The following is a 20,624-nucleotide window of genomic DNA, read 5'->3' as shown; positions in this document are numbered from 1 at the left end:
GGGTTTGTTTTCCTACCCGGTACGGTTATCGTGGAGCCATGATGGCGGGGCTCAGGGAGCGCAAGAAGGAGCAGACGCGGCGGCGCATCGCGGAGACGGCTCTGCGACTGTTCGCCGAGCGCGGCTACGACGCGGTGACGGTCAACGAGATCGCCGAGGCGGCCGGGGTCGCGAAGGTCACGCTGTTCGCGTACTTCCCCAGCAAGGAGTGCCTGGCCCTCGACGGCGTCACGGAGGACACGGCCGCGATCGTGGCGGGCCGGGCGCCGGGCGTCTCGCCGCTCGGCGCGCTGCGCGAGCACTACCGGACGATGGCCGCCCAGGGGGCGCGGGACGTGGACGTGGAGGGGCTGCTGACCCGCGTCCGGGTGATCGCGGCCACCCCGGCGCTGCTGGCGGCCGTCCAGCAGACCCACGCGGGGGAGCGGCACGCGCTGGCCGCGGCGCTGGCCGAGGCTGTGGGCGCGCCCGCGGGCGGCCTGACCGCCCAGCTCATGGCGGCCCAGATCACCGCCACGATCACCACGCTGCAGGAGACGTTCTTCCACCGGCTCGCCTCGGGGGGCTCGCTGGAGGAGGCGGGCCGGCTGCTGGCGGACGACGTCGAGACGGCCTTCGATCTCCTCGAAAACGGCTTTTCATCCATAAAAGGAGGAAAATAGTGAAAAAAGGGATTAACTATGATACTGGGTTTCTGAACGGCCCGCAGCTCAGCCGCCGGACCTTCGATCCCGACGTCGTCGCCCGCGAGATGCGGGTGATCGCCGACGAGCTCCACTGCACGGCCGTCCGCGTCTCCGGCGGCGATCCCGACCGGCTCTCCGTCGCGGCCGAGCGGGCCGCGGCGGCCGGTCTGGAGGTGTGGTTCGCGCCCTTCCCCGTGGACGCCACCCCCGAGCAGGCCGTCGCCCTCTACGCCGACTGCGCCGCCCGCGCCGAGTCCCTGCGCCGCACCGGCGCCGAGGTGGTGCTGGTCGCCGGGTGCGAGACGAGCGCGTTCTGCCACGGTTTCATCCCCGGCGCCACGTACGGCGAGCGCCTGCAGGCCATGACGACGGCCGACCTGGCCTGGTGGCAGACGACGGCCGCCGACGTCGCGCCCCGCTTCAACGCCTTCCTGGCCGAGGCCGCCGCGGCGGTCAGGGCCCGGTTCGGCGGCCCGCTCACGTACGCGTCGGGCCCCTGGGAGTTCGTCGACTGGACGCCCTTCGACATCGTCGGCGTCGACGCCTACCGCGCCGCCTACAACGCCGCCGACTTCCCGGCGGAGGTGCGCGCCCACTTCGCCCACGGCAAGCCGGTGGCCGCCACCGAGTTCGGCACCTGCGCCTACAAGGGCGCGGCGGAGCGGGGCGGCTCGGCGTGGCTGGTGCCCGAGGGGGCCGTGCCCGACGAGGGCGAGCAGGTCCGCTACTTGGAGGAGTTGCTCGACGTCTTCGAGGCCGAGGGCCTGGCGGCCGCGTTCTGGTTCACCTTCGCCGCCTACAACCGGCGCGGCGCCGACGACCTCGGCTCCTACGGCGTGGTCCGGATGCTCGACGAGACCCGCTGGGAGCCCAAGGAGGTCTTCGCGGCGCTGGCGGCTAGGTATTCGCGCAGGTGAAGATGGCCGTGCCCGGGATGTGCCGGCCGCGCAGCGGGCTCCAGCCACCCCACGCCCGCTCGTGGCCCTGCGGCCACTCCGGCTCCAGCAGGCCGGTGAGGGTCAGCCCGGAGGCGGCCAGCAGGCCGATCCAGTCGCCCATCGTGCGGTGGTGCTCGACGTAGGAGGGGGTGCCGTCGTCGTCCTGCTCGACGTAGGGCGAGCGGTCGAAGTAGGAGCGGTCGGAGGTGAGCCCGCGCGGGCCGGGATCGTCGGGGAAGGCCCACCGGATCGGGTGGCTCACCGAGAACACGAACCGGCCGCCCGGCCGCAGCACCCTGCGCACCTCGCGGAAGACCGCCAGCGGGTCGGCCACGAACGGCAGCGCCCCGTACGCCGAGCACGCCAGGTCGAAGGCCCCGGACGCGTACGGCAGCGACTCGGCGTCGGCCTGCGCCACGGGCACGCGCAGGCCGGTGTCGAGGTCGATGCGCTGGGAGTGGCGCAACTGCCGGTGGGAGATGTCGAAGGCGGCCACCCGGGCCCCCTGCGTCACCAGCCACCGCGCGCACTGCGCCGCGCCGCAGCCGATCTCCAGCACCCGCCGGCCGCGCACCTCGCCCAGGAGGCGCGCCTCGGCCTCGTCGACGCCCTCGGGGCACCAGACGAACCCGGTGTCCCGCAGGAAGCCGCCGTGCTCGACCTGGTAGTCGTCGGCGTTGCCGTCCCACCAGTGGCGGTTGGCCCGCGAGGAGACCGACAGCACTAGCGCATCTTCGGGCCGCGCGGCATGCGGGCTCCCTTGGGCATCGGGCCCTTGGGCATCGGCAGGTTCTTCGGCAGCGAGCGCAGCCGGTCCTTGACCTCGTTGACCGAGGGCTTCTTCAGGTTGCGCGGCAGCTTCATGATGTGCCGCTGGAGCTTGGCGATCGGCACCTGGCCCTCGCCGTCGCCGCACTGGATGTCGTAGATCTCGACGCCCAGCACCACGCGCGCGACCCGCTTCTTCTCGGCCGCGAGCATCTTGGCCACCCGGTTGCCCGGCCCCTCGGAGACCAGCACGACCCCCGGGAAGCCGACGACGAGGTGGACCAGGTCCTGGTCACGGTTGACGGCGATGGCCGGGGTGACCTGCCAGTTGCCCCGCATGCCCTGCAGGACCGCGGCGGCGGCGCCGGTCTGGCCGTGCAGGATCGAGTACTGGGCCTTCTGGGCGAGCTGGCCGAAGACGACCAGCCCGACGGTGAGCGCGGCCAGGACGCCGATGAACACCGAATACCACAGGTAGTCCGTGACCAGGCCGATCACGACGACCACAGCCAGCGTGCCCACCGCCGAGAGGAAGACGATCGGCATCCCCTTGGGATTGGCCTGCTTGATGATCTGCGCGATCATGCGGAGCTGCTTGATGCGCCCCGGCTTCTCTGGATCCTCGGACTTTGCCATGCTCAGAAGGATACAAACCAACTGGTGCACTATGGAAAACGCGACCGGCCTTTGTCGCTAGATCTTCACCGTGGTCGACAGCCTCGGGTCCGCGACGTGGTGCGACGCCTGGAGCGTGTACTCGCCCTCGACCGTGCGCCAGCCGTCCTCCCACACCTGGAAGGCGCTGTCGGGCAGGAACACGGTCGTGATCACGGTCTCTCCGGGCCCGGCCTCGACCACGTCGAACCCGGCCAGACGGCGGTCGGCGCCCCGGCAGAGGTAGATCTGCACGACCTCGCGGCCGAAGCGGTCGCCGGTGTTGGTCAGCGCGACGGTCACGGTCGTGCCCTCGGCGGCGATGGAGTCGTAGCTCCACGTCGTGTAGCCGAGGCCGTGGCCGAACCAGAAGGCCGGAACCCGCCCGGACCGCTCCCAGGCCCGGTACCCGATGGACGTGCCCTCGTCGTAGGCCACAGCGCCGTCCACGGGGGTGACGTCCGTGACGGGGGCGTCCGCGAGCGTGGCGGGCCATGTGGTGGGCAGGCGGCCGCCGGGCTCGGCGCGGCCCGACAGCACGTCGGCCAGCGCTGACCCGGCCTCCTGCCCGGGGAACCAGGTCAGCAGCACGGCCGCGACCTCGTCCGCCCACGGCATCTCCACCGGCGAGCCCGCGTTGACCACGACCACCGTGCGCGGATTGGCCGCGGCCACGGCGCGGATCAGCTCGTCCTGGCGGCCGGGGAGCGCGAGGGTCTCGCGGTCGAAGCCCTCGCTCTCGACCTCCGGCGTGGTCGAGGCCACGACCACCGCCACGTCGCTGTCCGCCGCCACCCGCACGGCCTCGGCGATCAGCTCGTCCGGCCCCGGCGCCGGGTCGGCGTGGCCCAGCGTGTACGCCACGAACGCCATGCCCCCGAAGGCCCCCGCCGGATGCGTCACGCTCAGCTCATACGACTCGCCCGCGGCCATCTCGACGGCGAAGCGCCGCTCCGGCGGCGACAGGAACGCGGCCGCCGGATCGCCCCCTTCCGGCTCGATCGTCGCGTCCAGGACGGTCTCGCCGTCCACCGTGACGGTGAAGGCGCCCACGCCCGCCACCGACAGCTCGTGCCGGCCCGACGTGCCCGGCGTGTACGTCGCCCGCAGCCGCACCGCCCCGAGCCGCTCGCCGTCCACGTCCGGCGGCAGCTGGCCGACCCAGCGCGCCTCGGCGGCCGCCAGGGGATGCTCGGCCAGCAGGCCGCCGCCCGCGTCGAGGAACTGCGCCACGACCGGGCAGGCCAGTGGCGCCAGGCGGATCCGCGGGTCGGTCCCGACGGCGTGCCGGACCTCGACGCCCTCCAGCGCGCTCAGCCCGGCCAGCGGCGAGACGATCCGGTCGGGGAAGACCTGGGCGCTGCCGCCGCCCATGACCCGGGCCTCGCCGGCGGCCGAGCCGATGAGCGCGAGCGTGCGCACGTCCCGCAGCGGCAGCACGCCGTCGTTGGTGAGCAGGGTGAACCCGCGCGCGGCCACCTCGCGGGCCAGCGCGAGTCCGTCGATGGGGCCGTCGATGGAGCCGGGGGAGGGCCGCTCGCCGCCGCCGAGCGCGCCCGTGCGCCGGGCCAGCCGCAGGACGCGCCGGACCTTGTCGTCGACCACCGACTCGGGCACCCGCCCCTCCCGGACGGCGGCCTCCAGCTTGTCCCCCCACGGGCCGAACGGGCCGGGCATGGCCACGTCGGTGCCGCCGAGGGCGGCGGCCTCGGTGCTGCGCACGGCCGTCCAGTCGGACACGACGAGCCCGTCGAACCCCCACTCGTCCTTCAGCACGCCGTTGACCAGGGCGGAGTGCTCGGTCATGGTGGTGCCGTTCACCGCGTTGTAGGCCGTCATCAGCCCCCACGCGCCGGCCCGCACCACCCGCTCGAACGGCCGCAGGTACACCTCGCGCAGCGTCTTCTCGTCGACCCGCACGTCCACGGTGAAGCGGTCGGTCTCGAAGTCGTTGGCCACGAAGTGCTTGGGCGTGGTGGCCACGCCGCCCTCCTGCACGCCCTCGACGTAGGCCGCGCCGATCTCGCCGGTCAGGTACGGGTCCTCCGAGAAGCACTCGAAGTGCCGGCCGCCGAGCGGGGAGCGGTGCAGGTTGATCGTGGGCGCGAGCAGCACGTGCACGCCCTTGCGCCGGGCCTCCTGGGCCAGCAGCGCGCCGGCCCGCCGGACGAGCTCCACGTCCCAGGTGGCCGCGAGCGCGGTCGGGCTGGGCAGCGCGATCGACGGGTCGGCGGAGGTCCACTGCTCGCCGCGGACGCCGATCGGGCCGTCGCTCATCACGAGCCGGTCGAGCCCGATCTCGGGGATCGGCGGAAGGGACCACATGCCGGCCCCGGTGAGCAGGCGGATCTTGGTGGCGAGGTCGAGCCGGGCGATCAGTTCGTCGAGTTCCACGGCATCAGTGTTCACCAGAAAACCGAGCACTCGATAGGTTTGTGACCTTTACGTTACGCAAAGCCTGTCACCGGGCGAAGAACTCCAGCAACTCGGGCACCAGCGCCTCCGGCGTCACGGCATGGGCCTGCTCCTCCAGCACCCGGTGCCGCGCCCCCGGCACGCCCGCCGCGACCGCCAGCGCCGCGCCCGCCATCCACCGGGGGCTCCGCTCCCCGCTCAGCACCAGCAGCGGCTGTGCGATCGCGGCCAGCGTGGCGGCCGGCAGCCGATTGCCCGGCCCGAGGACGGCGGCCTCGTAGACCAGCGTGCGGGCCACGTCCTTGAGGTGCGCCCACGACGCGTCGGCCCGCATCGCGGCCACGGCCTCGACCGGCACCTCGGCCGCCTCCACCATGAACCGCTCGACCGCCTCCTCCCAGCGGCCCGCGTCCACCAGCGCGTCGAGCTGCGCGGCGAAGTCGTCCGGCAGCGGGGGAGCGTCGTCGTCCACGTGGTACGGCGGCTCCCACACCGCCACCCTCGTGATGCCGAGGCCCTGGGCGGCGGCCGCCAGCACGAGCGCCGCGCCGGACGAGCCCCCGAACACCATGGCCGTCCCGCCCGCCGCCCCGATCACCGCCGCCAGGTCCTCGATCTCCCGCTCGACCGCGTACGGCCGGGTGTCGCCGCTGCCGCCCCGGCCCCTGCGGTCGTAGTTGACGACCGTGAACCAGGGCGCCAGCCCGGCGGCCACGCCCGCCAGCGTGGGGTGCGCCCGGTCGCCGAACGCGCCGTTGACCAGCACGACCGCGGGCCCGGCGCCGTAGCTGTCGTAGGCCAGCACGGTGCCGTCCGCCGAGGTGGCGTGGCCGTTCACGCGGGCTGGACCAGGCAGAGGGCCTCCCAGTGGTGCCCGTCGAGGTCGGCGAAGCCGCGCTGGTAGCGGAACCCGGCCTCCTGCGGCACGCCGGCCGGGGTGGCGCCGAGCGCGAGCGCCTTGTCCACCAGCTCGTCCACCTGGGCCGGGTTCTCCATGCCCAGCACCAGGATGGCCTCGGTGCTGGTGGCGGCGTCGGCGATCTCCTTGGTGACGTACGTGGAGAACGTCGGCTCGGTGAGCAGCATGACCTGGGTCTGCTCGTTGACGAGCATCGAGGCCATGCCCTCGGCCATGCCGTACATCGTGAAGCCGAGCTCGGTGAAGAACTTCTGCGACCGGTCCAGGTCCTTCACCGGAAGGTTGAGGAAGAGCTGCATGTCGTGCTCCTAGGCATCTGAGGTGTTTTGTGACACCTTCAGTCTGCTGACCACGACCTCGCGCGTCTTGGATCCCCGTGCCAGGACGGTTGACGATCAGCGCACGGGGTTGGCGCGCCGGAACTCGGCCGGCGGCAGCCCGTACGCCCGCTTGAACAGCCTGCTGAAGTGCGCCGAGTCGGGCAGCCCCCACCGCGCCCCGACCTCGCCGACCGGCAGGTGGCGGGCGCCCAGCAGGTCGGCGCGGCAGCGCTCAAGCCGCCGGTGCCTGATCCAGGCGGCCACCGTCGTGTTCTCGGACTCGAACAGCCGGTGCAGGTAACGCACCGAGACGTGGTGCGCCTCGGCCACCATCGCCGGATCGAGGTCGGACCAGCCCAGACGCTGGTCGATGAAGGCGCGCACGCGCAGCAGCAGGGCGCGGCGGCGGGCGTCCTCGGGCACCGCGGCGGCCTGTTCGGCCCGCTCGGCCAGGGCCGTGGTGACCAGGTCCATCACCACCGTCGCCAGCCTGGCCGCGCTGGCCGGGGTGTAGTCGTCGTAGTCCTCGGTGACCCGGCGCAGCAGCGGCACGGCCAGCGCGCCGGCGCCCTCGCGCGCCGAGACGGGCACCGCGGTCAGCCGGGCCACGTCGTCGTAGGGCAGCGGCAGCAGTTCGTGCGGGAAGCTGAACACCGCCAGCTGCACGGCCGAGTCGTAGGCGATCTCGTAGGGGCGGGTGAAGTCGTAGATGGCGAACTCGCCCTTGTCCAGGCGGATCTCGCGGCCGTCCTGGCGCAGCACCGGCTTGCCCGAGACGGCCAGCACGGCCCGGTAGAGCTCGGGGTTGTCGCGGTGGATCAACTTCGCCGTGCGGTGGACGCTGTGCGGCGTGGACGTGCGCACCCGGCCCACGCCCACGGGGCCTAACTGCCCCAGCTCGATCTCGCCCCGCAGCGGCGCGCCGGAATCGATGCGCAGGTCGAGCGGGCCGAGCGTGTCGCAGACGATGCCGCGCCAGGCGTCGTGACGGCTGCGCGAGGGCAGGTCGCTGGTGCGGATCACGGTCGCCATGGCCTCGCCCTCCCTCGGCAGCCCTGCCATGCTAGGGACGCGAAAAGCCCCGGGCAAACGGCCCGGGGCTCCGCTCAAGCAAGATCAAGCAGGATCGGCTGGGGTCAGCCTGGATCAGGTGGTCTGGCGGGCCGCGATGGCCTGCTGGTAGAGCCTGCCAGCGCGGTACGACGAGCGCACCAGCGGCCCCGACAGCACCCCGGCGAACCCGATCGCCTCGGCCTCGGCCTGCAGCTCGACGAACTCCTCCGGCTTGACCCAGCGCTCCACCGGGTGGTGGCGCGGCGTCGGCCGCAGGTATTGGGTGATCGTCAGCAGGTCGGTGCCGGCGGCGTGCAGGTCGCGCATCGCCTCGACGATCTCTTCGCGGGTCTCGCCCATGCCCAGGATCAGGTTGGACTTGGTGACCAGCCCGGCCTCGCGGGCCGTCGTGATCACCCCGAGCGAACGCTCGTAGCGGAAGGCGGGGCGGATGCGCTTGAAGATGCGCGGCACCGTCTCGACGTTGTGGGCGAACACCTCGGGCTTGCTGGAGAAGACCTCCTCCAGTTGGTCGCGGTTGCCGTTGAAGTCGGGCACCAGCAGCTCGACGCCGCAGCCGGGCAGCAGGGAGTGGATCTGCCGGGCGGTCTCGGCGTAGAGCCAGGCGCCGCCGTCGGGCAGGTCGTCGCGGGCCACGCCGGTCACGGTCGCGTAGCGCAGGCCCATCTGCTGGACGGACTCGGCGACCCGGCGCGGCTCGTCGCGGTCGTATTCCTTGGGCTTGCCCGTGTCGATCTGGCAGAAGTCGCACCGGCGGGTGCACTGGTCGCCGCCGATGAGGAAGGTCGCCTCGCGGTCTTCCCAGCACTCGTAGATGTTGGGACAGCCCGCCTCTTCACAGACCGTGTGCAGGCCCTCCCGGCGCACGAGCGATTTCAGCTCGGTGTATTCGGGGCCCGTCTTCAGCTTGGTCTTGATCCACGGGGGCTTGCGCTCGATAGGGGTCTCGGCGTTGCGCACCTCCAGGCGGAGGAGCTTTCGGCCATCAGGAGCAACGGTCACCCGTCCAGCTTACGTCCGCCGCAGAACCGGACCGGTCGAGGGTCAGGTGATGAGCCCGAAGCCGCGGATCGCCCTGGTGTAGTGGCGTAGCAGCTCCTCGTCGATCAGCGCGGACCCGGCGGTGTCCAGCAGCTCCGAGTGCGGCGCCGAGGTCAGCACGCCGTCGTCGGTGAGCCGGTGGCGGGCCAGCGCGCCCTGCCTGATCGCCGTGACGCTCTCGCCGCGCAGCGCCGCGGCCTGGATGGGCGCCAGGTAGCCGCCGGCGGCCAGGCCGCGCAGCTCGTCCAGCTCGGCCTCGGACACGACCCGCCGGGCGATCGCCTCCCGCCGCTGCTCGGCACGGGGCCGCCCGGCGCGGGCCAGCGCCGTCAGCGCGTACTCCGCCAGCAGCACCGGGCCGCCCAGCACCCGCCCGATCATCCGGCCGAAGAACCCCGCCGCCTCGTACGTCGTGCCGGGCTGGTCGATCGCGCCCAGCGAGGACCGGGCGATCGCGGTCTGGGCCTCCTCCCTGATCTTCAGCGGACCGCTCGCTCCGAGCAGGGCGTCGTGCCAGGCGGCCAGCGTGAACAGGGCGCCGTCCACGACCAGCTCCTCGGCGGCGGGGGTGCGCGCGTACGCGGTGGCCAGCAGCGCCACCCGCTGCCGCGGCGTCAGGGCCAGCCACAACGGCAGCCCGATGACCAGCACCGGCGTGCGCAGCACGCCCACATGGTCATAGACGGTCTCGGCGGTCAGGTCCCGGACCGCGACCTTGCGCGGCCTCTTGACGCGGGCCCGGTCGGCCACGCGGCCGGCCAGGGCGTACAGCTCATCGGCAGCGGCGCGGTCGAGCACCTCGGCGTCGGCCGGCAGGCGGGGAAGGCGCGGTCGCAGCGCCCATCCCACGGCCAGGCTCACGCCTCCGACCAGCCACGCGACGAGGGAGCCGAGATTCGTCAGCACGGCCCACACGCCCAGCGCGAGGAAGGCCAGCGTGAGCAGGTGAACCAGGAGCGCGAGGACGAGAGCGGCGGAACGCTTCACACGGCGATGTTAAGCCGGAAAGATCCAGATTTGACCGCTGTTCGATGCCGATTCGGTCACCTGCGCAGCAGATCCTCCTCGTGCAGGTCGAACGGCTCCCTGCCGAGGGCGTCGGCCAGCCGCTTCTCGGCGATCGGGATGACCTCCTCGACCACGATCCGGCGGCCGGTCTCGGCCGAGAGCGAGGAGACCCCCGCGTCGGGCAGCCCGCACGGCGTGATCCGGTTGAACCACCGGGGGTCGTTGGCGCAGTTGAGCGCGAACCCGTGCATCGTCACGCCGCGCGCGACGCGGATGCCGACCGCGCCGAGCTGCCGGTCGGGCAGCCCCAGGGCGACGTCGCCGGCCGCCCACACGCCAGGACGCCCCGGCACCCGCCGACCGGTGACGCCGAAGTCGGCGCACACCTGGATCATCGTCTCCTCAAGGGCGCAGACGTAACGGGTCACGTCGGCGACGGCGACGATGGGGTAGGCGACGAGCTGGCCGGGGCCGTGCCAGGTGACCCGGCCGCCCCGGTCGGCGTCGACGACGGGGGTGCCGTCGGAGGGGCGGTCGCCGGGCAGGGTGCGCCTGCCCGCGGTGTAGACGGGGGCGTGCTCCAGGATCAGGACCGCGTCGCCCAGCTCGCCGGCGACCCGCTTGCCGTGCATCCAGCGCTGCAACGACCAGGCTTGCTCGTAGGGGACGTCCACACCAAGGCGGACGACGGCCAGCGCGTGGGGATCGTCCCCGTGGATGGGGCGCATGAGCCTATTGTGCCGTTCCCTCACCCTGTCCGGGTAATCAGGGGGTCAACAGGCGTGGCTCGATCCTGAACTCCTTGACGCCGTTGGCGCCGTCGTACTCCAGCCGGTACGCGTAGGCCCGCGGGTCGACGGTGACCGCCTGGATGAACTCGGTGCCCACGTAGTGCAGGGCGACGCCCTCGTCGGCGGCGTACCCGCCGGGCAGCTCGCCGGAGGCGACCGACTCCTGCAGCAGCGGGCGGCGCTGCGGCTCGGCGTTGTAGTGGACCCCGCACGAGTACGGCAGCAGCGCGAGCCCGTCGGCCCACGGACGCAGCGCCGGGCCGAAGGAGTCGGTGTTGCCGCCCACGTGCCAGCACAGGGCGCCCGCGCTCTGCCCGGACAGCACCACACCGGCCCGCCAGGCCTCCTCGAAGACCTCGTCGAGGCCGTGCAGCCGCCACAACGCCATCAGATTGGCCACGCTGCCACCGCTGACGTAGATCATATCCTGTTCGAGCGCCCAGGCCCGCGCGTCCTCCACGTTGGGCATGGGGAAGACGGTCAGGTGGCTCAGCTCGACGTCCCAGCCGGAGAAGGCGCCGTACATCTTCAGCAGCCAGTCGGAGGAGTCGCCGACGGCGGTGGCGACCAGGCCGAGCTTGGGGCGGTCCTGGCCGGTCAGGTCGAGGCCGTACCGCAGCAACCCGCTCGCCTCGATGAAGTTGTGACGCTCGCTCGGGCGGAACGACCCGCCCCCGATGGCCAGAATGTGTGACTGCCCGGACCTGCTCATGTCGGATCTCCCGCGTGCTGAAGGACGAACGGCACCCTACAGTACGGCGCGCAGCGCCTCGTCGAGACGGGTATGCGTGAAGCCGTAGCCGCTGTCAAGCAGTTTCCGCGGGATCATGCGATGGCTCGGCAGCAGCCCCGCGCGGGCGAATTCGCCCACCCCGATGGACAGGGCGAACGCCGGTACGGGCATGGGGACTGTGCCTTTACGCAGGCATTTACCCAGAGTCCGGGTGAATTCTTCGTTGGTGACCGGAGAAGGGGACCCAAGATTGACCGGACCCTCGATATCCCGATTTTTCAGGATATGTAGTGCGGCGGCCACCCAATCGTCCAAGGAGATCCACGACCAGTACTGCCGGCCCGTCCCCAGCGGCGCGCCCAGCCCCATGCGGAAGATCGGCAACATGCGCCCGAGCGCCCCGCCGTGCCGGCTCAGCACCATCGCCGTGCGCAGCCGCGCGACCCGGCAGCCGGCCTCGGCGGCCCGCTCGGCCTCCCGCTCCCAGCGCTCGCACAGCTCGGCCAGGAACCCCTGGCCCTTGCCCTGGCTCTCGTCGATCTCCCGGCTGCCCGTGTCGCCGTAGTAGTCGACCCCGGAGGCCGACAGCAGCACCTCGGGCGGTCTGCCGAGCGCGCGCAGGGCGTCGACCAGCAGCCGGGTGCCCTCGACGCGGCTGCGCACCAGCTCGCGCTTGTAGTCCGCGGTCCAGCGCCGGTCGCCGACCGAGGCCCCGGCCAGGTGCACCACGGCCTCGGCCCCTTCGAGCGCGGCCCGGTCGATCACCCCCGCCGAGGGGTCCCAGAAGGCCTCTCCCGGCCCCGCGGGCTCGCGCCGGACCAGGCGGACGACCTCCCGCCCCTCGTCGCGCAGCGCCCCGGCCAGCGCCGTACCGATCAGGCCCGACGCCCCGGTCACGATGATCGCCATGGCCCCACAGTACGCCAAAGGCCGGGCGGCCCCCCGAAGGAGCCACCCGGCCTCATGGACGATGACTACGCGAGCCCGAGCTGGGCCTCGAAGCGGCCCTCCTCCAGGCGACGCTTGATCGTCGTCAGGAAGCGGGCGGCGTCGGCGCCGTCGACCAGGCGGTGGTCGTAGGTCAGCGCCAGGTAGACCATCGAACGCACCGCGATGACCTCGCCCTCGGGCGTGTCGAGCACGACGGGCCGCTTGACGACCGCGCCGGTGCCGAGCATGCCCACCTGCGGCTGGTTGAGGATCGGCGTGTCGAACAGCGCGCCACGGCTGCCGGTGTTGGTCAGCGTGAACGTGCCGCCGGTGACCTCGTCGGGCGTCACCTGGTTGTTGCGGGTGCGCTCGGCCAGGTCGGTGACCTTGCGGGCGAGGCCGGCCAGGTTGAGGTCGCCGGCGTTCTTGACGACCGCCGCGAGCAGGCCGCGCTCGGTGTCGACCGCGACGCCCAGGTTCTCCACGTCGAAGTACGTGACCTCGTTGGTCTCGTTGTTGATCGTGGCGTTGAGCTTGGGGTGCTGCTTGAGCGCCTCGACGGTGGCCATCGCGAAGAACGGGGTGAAGGTCAGCTTCACGCCCTCGCGGCGGAAGAAGTCGTCCTTCGCCCGCGCCCGGAGCTGGGCGATCTTCGTGACGTCGACCTCGACGACCGACGTGAGCTGCGCCGCGGTCTGCAGCGACTCGACCATGCGCTTGGCGATGGTCTGACGCAGCCGCGTCATCTTCTCCGTACGGCCGCGCAGCGTGGTGTCCACCTCGACCGGCTCGGGCGCCGCGGCGACCGGGGCCTGGGCGGCGGCGGGGGCCGGCGCGGCGGCGGCCGGCTGGGCGGCCGGAGCCGCGGCCGGGGCGGCGGCCTGCGCGCGCTGGGACTTGGCGGCCTCCAGCACGTCCTGCTTGCGGATGCGGCCGCCGACGCCGGTGCCGCTGATCGAGTCGAGGTCGACGCCGTGCTCGTTGGCGAGCTTGCGCACCAGCGGCGTCACGTAGGGGCTGTCGCCCGAGGACGGCAGCGGCGTGGGCTCGGCGGGCTGCTGCGGAGCCGGGGCCTGCGGGGCCGGAGCCGGAGCCGGAGCGGCCTGCGGGGCCGGGGCCTGCGGGGCCGGAGCCGGGGCGGCCTGCTGGGGAGCGGGCTGGGCCGGGGCCGGCTGCGGGATGGAGGAGGCCGGGGGAGCCGGGGCGGGCTCGGGCTCCGGCTCGGGCTCGGCCTGCGGGGCCGGGGCGGCGGCGCCCGGCTGGGCGTTCTCGTCGATGATGGCGAGCTCGGCGCCGACCTCGACCGTCTCGTCCTCAGCCACGACGATCTTGGTGAGCACACCCGCGGAAGGCGACGGGATCTCGGTGTCGACCTTGTCGGTCGAGACCTCGAGGAGCGGCTCGTCGGCCTCGACGCGCTCGCCCTCCTTCTTCAGCCAACGGGTTACCGTGCCCTCGGTCACGCTCTCGCCGAGCTGGGGCATCTGTACGGAGACCGGCATCGTTATTCTTCTCTCGCGTTCTGATCTCGAGGGCTGGACTAGTTGTGTACGTGCAACGGCTTGCCGGCCAGGGCCAGCATCGCCTCACCGACTGCCTCGGACTGGGTCGGATGTGCATGGATGAGCTGGGCGACCTCTGCGGGCAGCGCCTCCCAGTTGTAGATCAGCTGGCCTTCCGTGACGAGCTCGCCGATGCGCCGGCCCACCATGTGGACGCCGACGACCGGGCCGTCCTTCTGGGCGATGACCTTCACCGCTCCGGAGGTGCCGAGGATCTGGCTCTTGGGGTTGCCGGCCAGGTCGTAGACCTGCTCGACGATCTCGATGCCGCGCTCGGCGGCCTGCGCCGACGTGATGCCGACCGAGGCGACCTCGGGGTCGGAGTAGGTGATGCGGGGCACGCCGGCGTAGTCGATCGGCGGGGGGTTGAGGCCGGCGATGTGCTCGGCCACCATGATGCCCTCGGCGAACCCGGCGTGGGCCAGCTGCAGCGTGGGGATCAGGTCGCCGATGGCGTAGATGCCGGGGACCGAGGTCTGGCAGTGCTCGTCGACCACGACGGCGCCGCGCTCGATGGTCACGCCCTGCTCCTCGAAGCCCATGCCGGACGACACCGCGCCGCGGCCGACCGCGACGAGCAGGAGCTCGGCGTCGAGGGTCTTGCCGTTGGCCAGGGTGACGACGACGCCCGTCTCGGTGGTCTTGGCGGAGTCGAAGAAGACGCCCAGCTCGTACTTGATGCCGCGGCGGCGGAAGGCCCGCTCCAGCAGCTTGGAGCTGGACTCCTCCTCGGTCGGCAGCAGGTGCGGCAGCGCCTCGACGATCGTGACCTCGGCGCCGAAGGAGCGGTAGACGCTGGCCAGCTCGACGCCGATCACGCCGCCGCCCAGGACGATCACCGACGACGGCACGCGGTCCATCTTCAGGGTGTGCTCGCTGGTGATGACCCGCTCGCCGTCGATCTCCAGGCCGGGCAGCGTGCGGGGGGCCGAACCGGTGGCCAGCACGAGGTTGGCGCCCTCGTAGACCTCCGAGCCCACCTGCACGCTGCGCGGGCCCACCAGACGGCCCTCGCCCTCGACCACCGTCACGCCCGCGCCCTTGAGCAGGCCCTGGACGCCCTTCCAGGCACGCGTGACGATCTTGTCCTTGAACGCGTGCACGCCCTGGACGTCGATGCCCTCGAAGCTCGCCTTGACGCCGAAGGACGCGCTCTCGCGGGTCTCGTCGGCGACCTCGGCCGAGTGCAGCAGGGCCTTCGTGGGGATGCATCCCCTGTGGAGGCAGGTGCCGCCGATCTTGTCCTTTTCGATGAGGACGACCGACTTGCCCAGCTCGGCCGCCCGGAGGGCGCAGGCGTAACCGCCGCTGCCGCCACCTAGGACGACGATGTCATAGGCCACAGGAAGGCTCCTTGTCGGGGTGTTCGTGATGCCGTCATCTTTTCATTTGTTTCAGATGCTCGCGTGCCGCTCTGCGAGTCCGATGAGGGTGCGGGTGATGGCGCCGGTGCCGCCCTTGGGGGTGTAGCCGTACGCCTCGCCCTTGTTGTAGGCCGGTCCGGCCATGTCGATGTGCGCCCAGCGCACCCCGTCGGGCACGAACTCCTTGAGGAAGATGGCGGCGGTGAGCATGCCGCCGAAGCGCTCGGGGTGGAGGTTGGCGATGTCTGCGACCGGCGAGTCGAGGCCCTTGCGCAGCTCCTCCGGCAGCGGCATGCCCCAGGCGCCCTCGCCCGCGGCGGTGGCGGCCTCGACGACCAGCTCGCGGACGGCGTCGTCGTTGGCCATGACGCCCGCGGTGCGCCAGCCGAGCGCGACGATCTGCGCGCCGGTCAGCGTGGCGATGTCGACGATCAGGTCGGGGTCGTCCTCGGCGGCGCGCGCGATGCCGTCCATGAGCACCAGGCGGCCCTCGGCGTCGGTGTCGAGCACCTCGACGGTCTTGCCGCTGTAGCTGTGGATGACGTCGGAGGGGCGCTGGGCGGTGCCGCTCGGCAGGTTCTCGGCCAGGCAGAGGTAGCCGACGACGTTGACCGGCAGGCCGAGCCGGGCGATGCCGACCAGCGCGCCGAGCACGGCGCCCGCGCCGCCCATGTCGGACTTCATCCAGTCCATGGCGGCCGACGGCTTGAGCGACAGGCCGCCGGAGTCGAACGTGATGCCCTTGCCCACGAACGCCAGCGTCTTGCCCGCCTCGGGGTGGCTGTAGGCGACGCGGACCAGGCGCGGCGGGTTGACCGAGCCCTGGCCGACGCCGACCAGGCCGCCGTAGCCGCCGTCCTTGAGCTGCTTCTCGTCGAGGACCTCGACGGTCAGCCCGTGCTTGGCGCCCTCCTGCTCGGCGATCTCGGCGAACTTCGCCGGCCACAGGTCGGACGGCGGCGTGTTGACCAGGTCGCGGACGAGCGAGACCGACTCGGCCAGCACGCCGGCCCGCTCGGCGGCGGACTCGCCCTGCCCGGACAGGACGGTGATCTCGGAGACGGGGGCCTTGGGCGGCTCGCCCGTGCGGTAGCGGTCGAAGCCGTACGCGCCGAGCAGCGCGCCCAGGGCGACGGCCTCGGCCTGGGCGTCGTCGTCGGCCGGCAGGGCCAGCGCGGCGCGCGCGGTGCCGGCCAGCGACCGTACGGCGGCGCCGGCGGCGCGGCGAAGGGACTCGTGGTCGGAGGAGTCGCCCAGGCCGACGGCGACGAGCACCGGGGCCTGGACGGCGCCGAACGTGGGCAGCTTGGCCAGCTCTCCGGGTTTGCCGGAGAAGCCGAGCGAGCTGAGGGAGGTGGCGAGGTTGCCGCCGAAAGCCGCGTCGAGGGACTCAGCGCCCGTGGCCGGGCGGGGGCCGTCCTGGCCGGGCCGGAAGCCGACGATCAGGGCGTCGGTGTCGACAGAGACTGGGTCTGCTGAGTTCAGCCGCACAGTGGTCACGTAAACCGATGCTATCCACGGTTTCTGCGTACTCACAAACAGGGGTTCATCCTACAAATGCTGGTCGGGCGCATTCCGTTTCATGGTGCTAGTGTCATTAGCATCATGTTGCTCGCGCTCGATCTCAACGACGCACGGCCCCTCCACGAACAGGTGGCCGGCGCCATCCGCCGCGCCATCGGCGAGGGCTCCTACACGCCCGGTGACCGCCTTCCGCCGGCCCGCGACCTCGCCAGGGCGCTCGGCATCAACCCCAACACCGTGCTGCGCGCGCTGCGCGACCTGCGCGACGAGGGGCTGCTGGAGTTCAGGCGGGGCCGAGGGGTCAGCGTCGCGGGCCAGGCCGACGGGCGCGCGCTGCTCGTGCAGCGCACCCGGGAGCTGCTGGAGGAGGCCAAGAGGCACGGCTACCGCCGTGAGGACCTCATCACCATCCTGGAGGATCTGCCATGAACCCCCGAATCCCCGCGGCCGCGTGGGGCGCGGCCGTCACGGCGACCCTGCTCCTGGCCCCCATGGGGCTGCGCGACCGGGTGCCCGACCCGCTGGCCACCCACTGGGGCGCGGCGGGTGTCGACGGCTCGGCGTCCTTCCAGGCCCACGTGCTGACGGTGGCGGCGGTGTGGACCGTGGTGTGGATCGTGTTCCTGGCCGTCGCCGCGCGGGGCTGGGCGCTGCGGCACCGGAACGGCCGGGCGCTGTGGTGGGGCGGCCTGTTCGGCGGCGGCGTCCTGGTGCTCGGCACGCAGGCCTCCACGCTGGCGGCCAACCTCGACGTGCCCGACTGGACGGCCGCGAGCCTGCCGGGCTGGCACGTCCCGCTGGTTCTCTTCGGTTCCCTCGGCGTGGGCGTGCTCGCCGGCTACCTCGGCAGGGGCGCGCCCGATCCGGTCGAGGCCGTTCAGCCGCCCCCGGCCATGAAGCTGCGGGCCGGTCGCCGCACGGTCTGGGTCAGCCGGCTGGTCAACCCCTGGCTGGTCGCGGTGGCGCTGGTGGCCGCGGCGGCGATCGTCGTGCTCTGCGGGCTGCGCCTGGCCGGCGTCGTGTCGGTGGCGACCATGGCCTCCGCCCTGCCCGGGGCCGTGATCGTGCTGGTCGCGGGGCTGGCGACGGCGACGCTGTCCGTACGGGTCGGCGACGACTCGCTGGTCATCGGCTTCGGGCCGTTCGGCGTCCCGGCGCGCAGGATCCCGCTCTCGCGGATCGACCGGGCCTGGACCGAGGACCGCAGGCCGAGCGAGGTCGGCGGCTGGGGCTTCCGCGGCCTGCCCGGCGCGGCCACCATCATGCTGCGCGGCGGCGAGTGCCTGGTCGTCGGCTACCGCTCCGGGGGGCGGCTGGCGATCAGCATCGACGACGCCGAGCGCGGCGCGTCCCTCATCAACGCACTCGTCGCGGAGCGTGCACGGTCATGAGAAAACAGCTTCCCGTCTTCCTCGTCCTCGCCTTCGGGCTGTCCTGGCTGGTGGCGTTGCCCATCTGGTTCGGCGCGGGCCTGGGCTCGCCCGCGGCCAAGGGGCTGGCCGCCGTCATGATGTTCACGCCGACCGCCGGGGTGCTCGGGGTGTGGGCGCTGTCGCGCGCGCCCTGGCGGCGCTGGGCCGCCGAGACCGGCCTGACGCTGGGCGAGAGCAAGGGCCGCACCGGCCGGTACGTGCTGGCCGCCTGGCTGGGCGTGCCGCTGCTGATCGCCGTCTGCGCCGGGCTCAGCACCGCCGTCGGGCTGTTCCCGCTCGACCTCGACCGGTTCAGCCTGTTCCGGGCCCAGCTCGCGGCCGGGGGCGTGCAGCCGCCGGCCGATCCGGGCCCGGCGCTCTACCTGCAGATCGCCATCGGCGTGCTGGCGGGCCCGGTGCTGAACGCGATCCCGGCGCTGGGCGAGGAGTGGGGCTGGCGCGGCTGGCTGCTGCCCCGGCTGTCCGCCACGTACGGCCCGCTCGGCGGCCTGGCGCTGTCCGGGGCGATCTGGGGGCTGTGGCACGCCCCGCTCACCCTGCTCGGCTACAACTACCCGAGCCTCGGGTCGTGGGCGGCGCTGCAGTTCATCGGCTTCTGCGTGCTGGCCGGCATCGCGATCGGCTGGCTGCGGCTGCGTACGGGCAGCGTGTGGCCCTGCGTGGTCGCGCACGGCTCGCTGAACGCGGTGCTGCCCGCCGTGCTGCTGCTCGGGGACGCCGCGGCCCCGCCCGACACCGCGGTGTCCGGGCTCACCGGGCTGGTCGGCTGGGTCCCGCTCGCGCTGCTCTGCGTGGTGCTCGTGCGCCGCCTCCCGGCCCGCGCCCCGCAGCCGGTCGCCTGACCCCGCCTGCGCCGGGCCGCCAGTCAGCCGGTCAGAGCAGGATCGCGCACACCACCAGCGCGGCCGTCGTCCCGGTCTCCACCAGGGCGCCGAACACGTCCCCCGTGACGCCGCCGAGCCGCCGACGGGCGTGCCGGAGCAGCAGCAGCGCCGCCCCGAGCCCGGCCGCCAGCGCGATCGGCGGCGCCCACGTCCCGGCCGCCAGACCCAGCCCGGCGGTCACGGCCAGGGCGGCCGCCGTGGCCAGCCACGCCGCAGGATCGCTCACGGTGCCGGCCACCATCGCCCCGAGCCCGCCGGGCCGCGCGGCGGGCACGCCCGCCCGGCACGCCCAGGTGAGCGCCAGGCGCCCGGCCACGCAGGCGGTCACCAGGGCGGGGTAACCGGCCCCGGTCAGCGCCGCCGCCTGGACGAGCAGCGTGATGACCAGCGTCATCACCCCGAACGGCCCGATGTCCGACTTTTTCATGATGTCGAGGGCGTCTTCGGCGGGCCGGCCGCTGCCCAGGCCGTCGGCGAGGTCGGCCAGCCCGTCCAGGTGCAGGCCGCGGGTGAGCGCGGCGAGCAGCCCGAGCGCGAGCGCCGCGCCCAGCAGCGGCGGCCCCGGCAGCAGCAGCGCCAGGCCCGCGACCGCGCCGAGCCCCAGCCCGACCGCGGGCGCCGCCACCATGGCCGGCCCGGCGACCTCCCGATCGACCCTGTCGACCCGCACGGGAACGGCGCTGAGCATGCCGATCGCGAAGCGCAGCCCATGGGTCAGCTCAGCAAGCGGCATAACGACCGATCCTAGGGCCGACTAATGTGGCGGGAATGCACGTGCTTGAACTCGAAGGTGTAGCTGTCCGGGTTGTCGGCAAAACGCTGCTCGACGGCATCGACTGGCAGGTGGCGTACGGCGACCACTGGGTGATCCTCGGCCCCAACGGCGCGGGCAAGACCACCCTGCTCTCGCTGGCCGGGGCGGTGCGCCACCCGAGCGAGGGCGCGGTCAGCGTGCTCGGCCACCGGCTCGGCCGGGTCGACCTGCGGGAGCTGCGCCGCCACATCGGCCTCGTCGCGGCCAGTCAGCGGCTGATCGACGAGGACCTGCTGGAGGAGGAGGGCGCCACCGCCCACACGGTGGTCCTGACCGGCCACACCGGCACGAGCGTCCCGCTGTGGGACAAGTACGGCGACAACGAGCGCGAGCGCGCCACCCGCCTGCTGGCCGACCTGGGCTGCAAGGACCTGGTCGACCGCCCGTTCCGGGTGTGCTCGCAAGGGGAGCGGGCCCGGGTCAGGGTGGCCAGAGCGCTCATGGCCGAGCCCGCCGTGCTGCTGCTCGACGAGCCGTTCGCCGGGCTCGACCTGCCGGCCCGCGAGGACCTCATCACCGCGGTCGAGCAGCTGGCCGCCACCCGCCCGGTGCTGACCACGGTCACGGTGACCCACCACCTGGAGGAGGTGCCCGCGACCACCACGCACGCGCTGCTCATGCGCGACTCGCGGCTGCTGGCCGCCGGGCCGGTGTCGGAGGTGCTCACCCCCGGCCTGCTGTCCGAGTGCTTCGGCCGCCCGCTGCACGTCGACCGCCTCGACGGCCGCTGGTACGCCAGAGCCGTACGCCCGTAGCCCCGGCTCCC

Annotated in this window: 21 protein-coding genes; 6 read left to right on the top strand and 15 right to left on the bottom strand. The window is 73.0% G+C overall.

What is annotated here, in order from left to right:
* Positions 1-38 precede the first annotated feature (38 nt).
* Positions 39-662 (top strand): TetR family transcriptional regulator, encoded by a 624-nt coding sequence (locus AB0J46_RS16250; RefSeq protein ID WP_364331883.1) that lies wholly within the window; start codon positions 39-41, stop codon positions 660-662.
* Positions 662-1,603 carry a hypothetical protein gene (locus AB0J46_RS16245; RefSeq protein WP_364331880.1) on the top strand — a complete coding sequence of 314 codons (942 nt, stop codon included), beginning with the start codon at positions 662-664 and terminating at the stop codon, positions 1,601-1,603. The genes AB0J46_RS16250 and AB0J46_RS16245 overlap by 1 nt, the downstream gene beginning before the upstream one ends.
* On the opposite strand, the gene AB0J46_RS16240 is transcribed toward AB0J46_RS16245, so the two are convergent.
* The 14 genes from AB0J46_RS16240 to AB0J46_RS16175 form a co-directional block, all read right to left on the bottom strand.
* On the bottom strand, positions 1,584-2,348 hold the full coding sequence (locus tag AB0J46_RS16240) for a class I SAM-dependent methyltransferase (RefSeq protein ID WP_364331877.1): 765 nt from the start codon (positions 2,346-2,348) through the stop codon (positions 1,584-1,586). The two genes, AB0J46_RS16245 and AB0J46_RS16240, sit on opposite strands and share 20 nt — an antisense overlap.
* Positions 2,348-3,028, bottom strand: a complete 681-nt coding sequence (locus tag AB0J46_RS16235; protein ID WP_352323051.1) for a DUF4191 domain-containing protein — start codon at positions 3,026-3,028, stop codon at positions 2,348-2,350. The genes AB0J46_RS16240 and AB0J46_RS16235 overlap by 1 nt, the downstream gene beginning before the upstream one ends.
* Positions 3,029-3,085: 57 nt before the next feature.
* Positions 3,086-5,440: a glycoside hydrolase family 3 C-terminal domain-containing protein gene (locus tag AB0J46_RS16230; RefSeq protein WP_364331874.1), complete on the bottom strand. Its 2,355-nt coding sequence runs from the start codon at positions 5,438-5,440 to the stop codon at positions 3,086-3,088.
* 67 nt (positions 5,441-5,507) lie between these two features.
* The gene (locus AB0J46_RS16225) at positions 5,508-6,299 is read right to left on the bottom strand and encodes an alpha/beta fold hydrolase (RefSeq protein WP_364331871.1); all 792 of its coding nucleotides are present in this window, start codon (positions 6,297-6,299) and stop codon (positions 5,508-5,510) included.
* Positions 6,296-6,679: a VOC family protein gene (locus AB0J46_RS16220; protein WP_357967623.1), complete on the bottom strand. Its 384-nt coding sequence runs from the start codon at positions 6,677-6,679 to the stop codon at positions 6,296-6,298. Before AB0J46_RS16220 ends, AB0J46_RS16225 begins: the two co-directional genes overlap by 4 nt.
* 96 nt (positions 6,680-6,775) lie before the next feature.
* A complete protein-coding gene (locus tag AB0J46_RS16215) occupies positions 6,776-7,762 on the bottom strand; it encodes a helix-turn-helix domain-containing protein (RefSeq protein WP_364331869.1) in 987 nt (328 codons plus the stop codon).
* An 84-nt stretch (positions 7,763-7,846) separates the two neighbouring features.
* Entirely contained in the window at positions 7,847-8,776 is a 930-nt protein-coding gene (gene lipA, locus AB0J46_RS16210) for a lipoyl synthase (RefSeq protein WP_352353393.1), read from the bottom strand.
* A 42-nt stretch (positions 8,777-8,818) separates the two neighbouring features.
* A complete protein-coding gene (locus AB0J46_RS16205) occupies positions 8,819-9,802 on the bottom strand; it encodes a M48 family metallopeptidase (RefSeq protein WP_364331866.1) in 984 nt (327 codons plus the stop codon).
* Positions 9,803-9,858: 56 nt separating this feature from the next.
* A complete protein-coding gene (gene lipB / locus AB0J46_RS16200; RefSeq protein ID WP_358294179.1) occupies positions 9,859-10,551 on the bottom strand; it encodes a lipoyl(octanoyl) transferase LipB in 693 nt (230 codons plus the stop codon).
* 37 nt (positions 10,552-10,588) lie between these two features.
* The gene (locus AB0J46_RS16195; protein ID WP_358294177.1) at positions 10,589-11,326 is read right to left on the bottom strand and encodes a peptidase E; all 738 of its coding nucleotides are present in this window, start codon (positions 11,324-11,326) and stop codon (positions 10,589-10,591) included.
* A gap of 36 nt (positions 11,327-11,362) precedes the next feature.
* Positions 11,363-12,256: a TIGR01777 family oxidoreductase gene (locus AB0J46_RS16190; RefSeq protein WP_364331861.1), complete on the bottom strand. Its 894-nt coding sequence runs from the start codon at positions 12,254-12,256 to the stop codon at positions 11,363-11,365.
* A 65-nt stretch (positions 12,257-12,321) separates the two neighbouring features.
* Entirely contained in the window at positions 12,322-13,779 is a 1,458-nt protein-coding gene (gene sucB / locus AB0J46_RS16185) for a 2-oxoglutarate dehydrogenase, E2 component, dihydrolipoamide succinyltransferase (protein ID WP_364331858.1), read from the bottom strand.
* Between the two features lie 38 nt (positions 13,780-13,817).
* A complete protein-coding gene (gene lpdA, locus AB0J46_RS16180) occupies positions 13,818-15,182 on the bottom strand; it encodes a dihydrolipoyl dehydrogenase (protein ID WP_364331855.1) in 1,365 nt (454 codons plus the stop codon).
* Positions 15,183-15,233: 51 nt separating this feature from the next.
* Entirely contained in the window at positions 15,234-16,703 is a 1,470-nt protein-coding gene (locus AB0J46_RS16175) for a leucyl aminopeptidase (protein ID WP_358294170.1), read from the bottom strand.
* Positions 16,704-16,808: 105 nt separating this feature from the next.
* Here AB0J46_RS16175 and AB0J46_RS16170 point away from each other — a divergent pair, with 105 nt between their 5' ends.
* Genes AB0J46_RS16170 through AB0J46_RS16160 form a run of 3 tightly spaced genes read left to right on the top strand, consistent with a single transcriptional unit; the run spans position 16,809 to position 19,002 of the window.
* A complete protein-coding gene (locus AB0J46_RS16170) occupies positions 16,809-17,156 on the top strand; it encodes a GntR family transcriptional regulator (protein WP_364331852.1) in 348 nt (115 codons plus the stop codon).
* Positions 17,153-18,118 carry a hypothetical protein gene (locus tag AB0J46_RS16165; RefSeq protein WP_364331849.1) on the top strand — a complete coding sequence of 322 codons (966 nt, stop codon included), beginning with the start codon at positions 17,153-17,155 and terminating at the stop codon, positions 18,116-18,118. Before AB0J46_RS16170 ends, AB0J46_RS16165 begins: the two co-directional genes overlap by 4 nt.
* Complete coding sequence (locus tag AB0J46_RS16160; RefSeq protein ID WP_364331846.1) at positions 18,115-19,002, top strand: CPBP family intramembrane glutamic endopeptidase; 888 nt, start codon at positions 18,115-18,117, stop codon at positions 19,000-19,002. The genes AB0J46_RS16165 and AB0J46_RS16160 overlap by 4 nt, the downstream gene beginning before the upstream one ends.
* 31 nt (positions 19,003-19,033) lie before the next feature.
* Here the strand turns inward: AB0J46_RS16160 and AB0J46_RS16155 are convergent, their stop codons facing one another.
* Complete coding sequence (locus AB0J46_RS16155) at positions 19,034-19,777, bottom strand: adenosylcobinamide-GDP ribazoletransferase (protein ID WP_364331843.1); 744 nt, start codon at positions 19,775-19,777, stop codon at positions 19,034-19,036.
* 35 nt (positions 19,778-19,812) lie between these two features.
* Between AB0J46_RS16155 and AB0J46_RS16150 the strand changes: the two genes are divergently transcribed.
* Entirely contained in the window at positions 19,813-20,613 is an 801-nt protein-coding gene (locus tag AB0J46_RS16150) for an ATP-binding cassette domain-containing protein (RefSeq protein WP_364331840.1), read from the top strand.
* The last annotated feature ends 11 nt before the right edge of the window (positions 20,614-20,624 follow it).

This window comes from Nonomuraea sp. NPDC049758, from assembly GCF_040674635.1.
Taxonomy (GTDB): domain Bacteria; phylum Actinomycetota; class Actinomycetes; order Streptosporangiales; family Streptosporangiaceae; genus Nonomuraea.
Note: the sequence above shows the minus strand (reverse complement) of the source record. Positions and strands in the feature narration are given on the sequence as shown.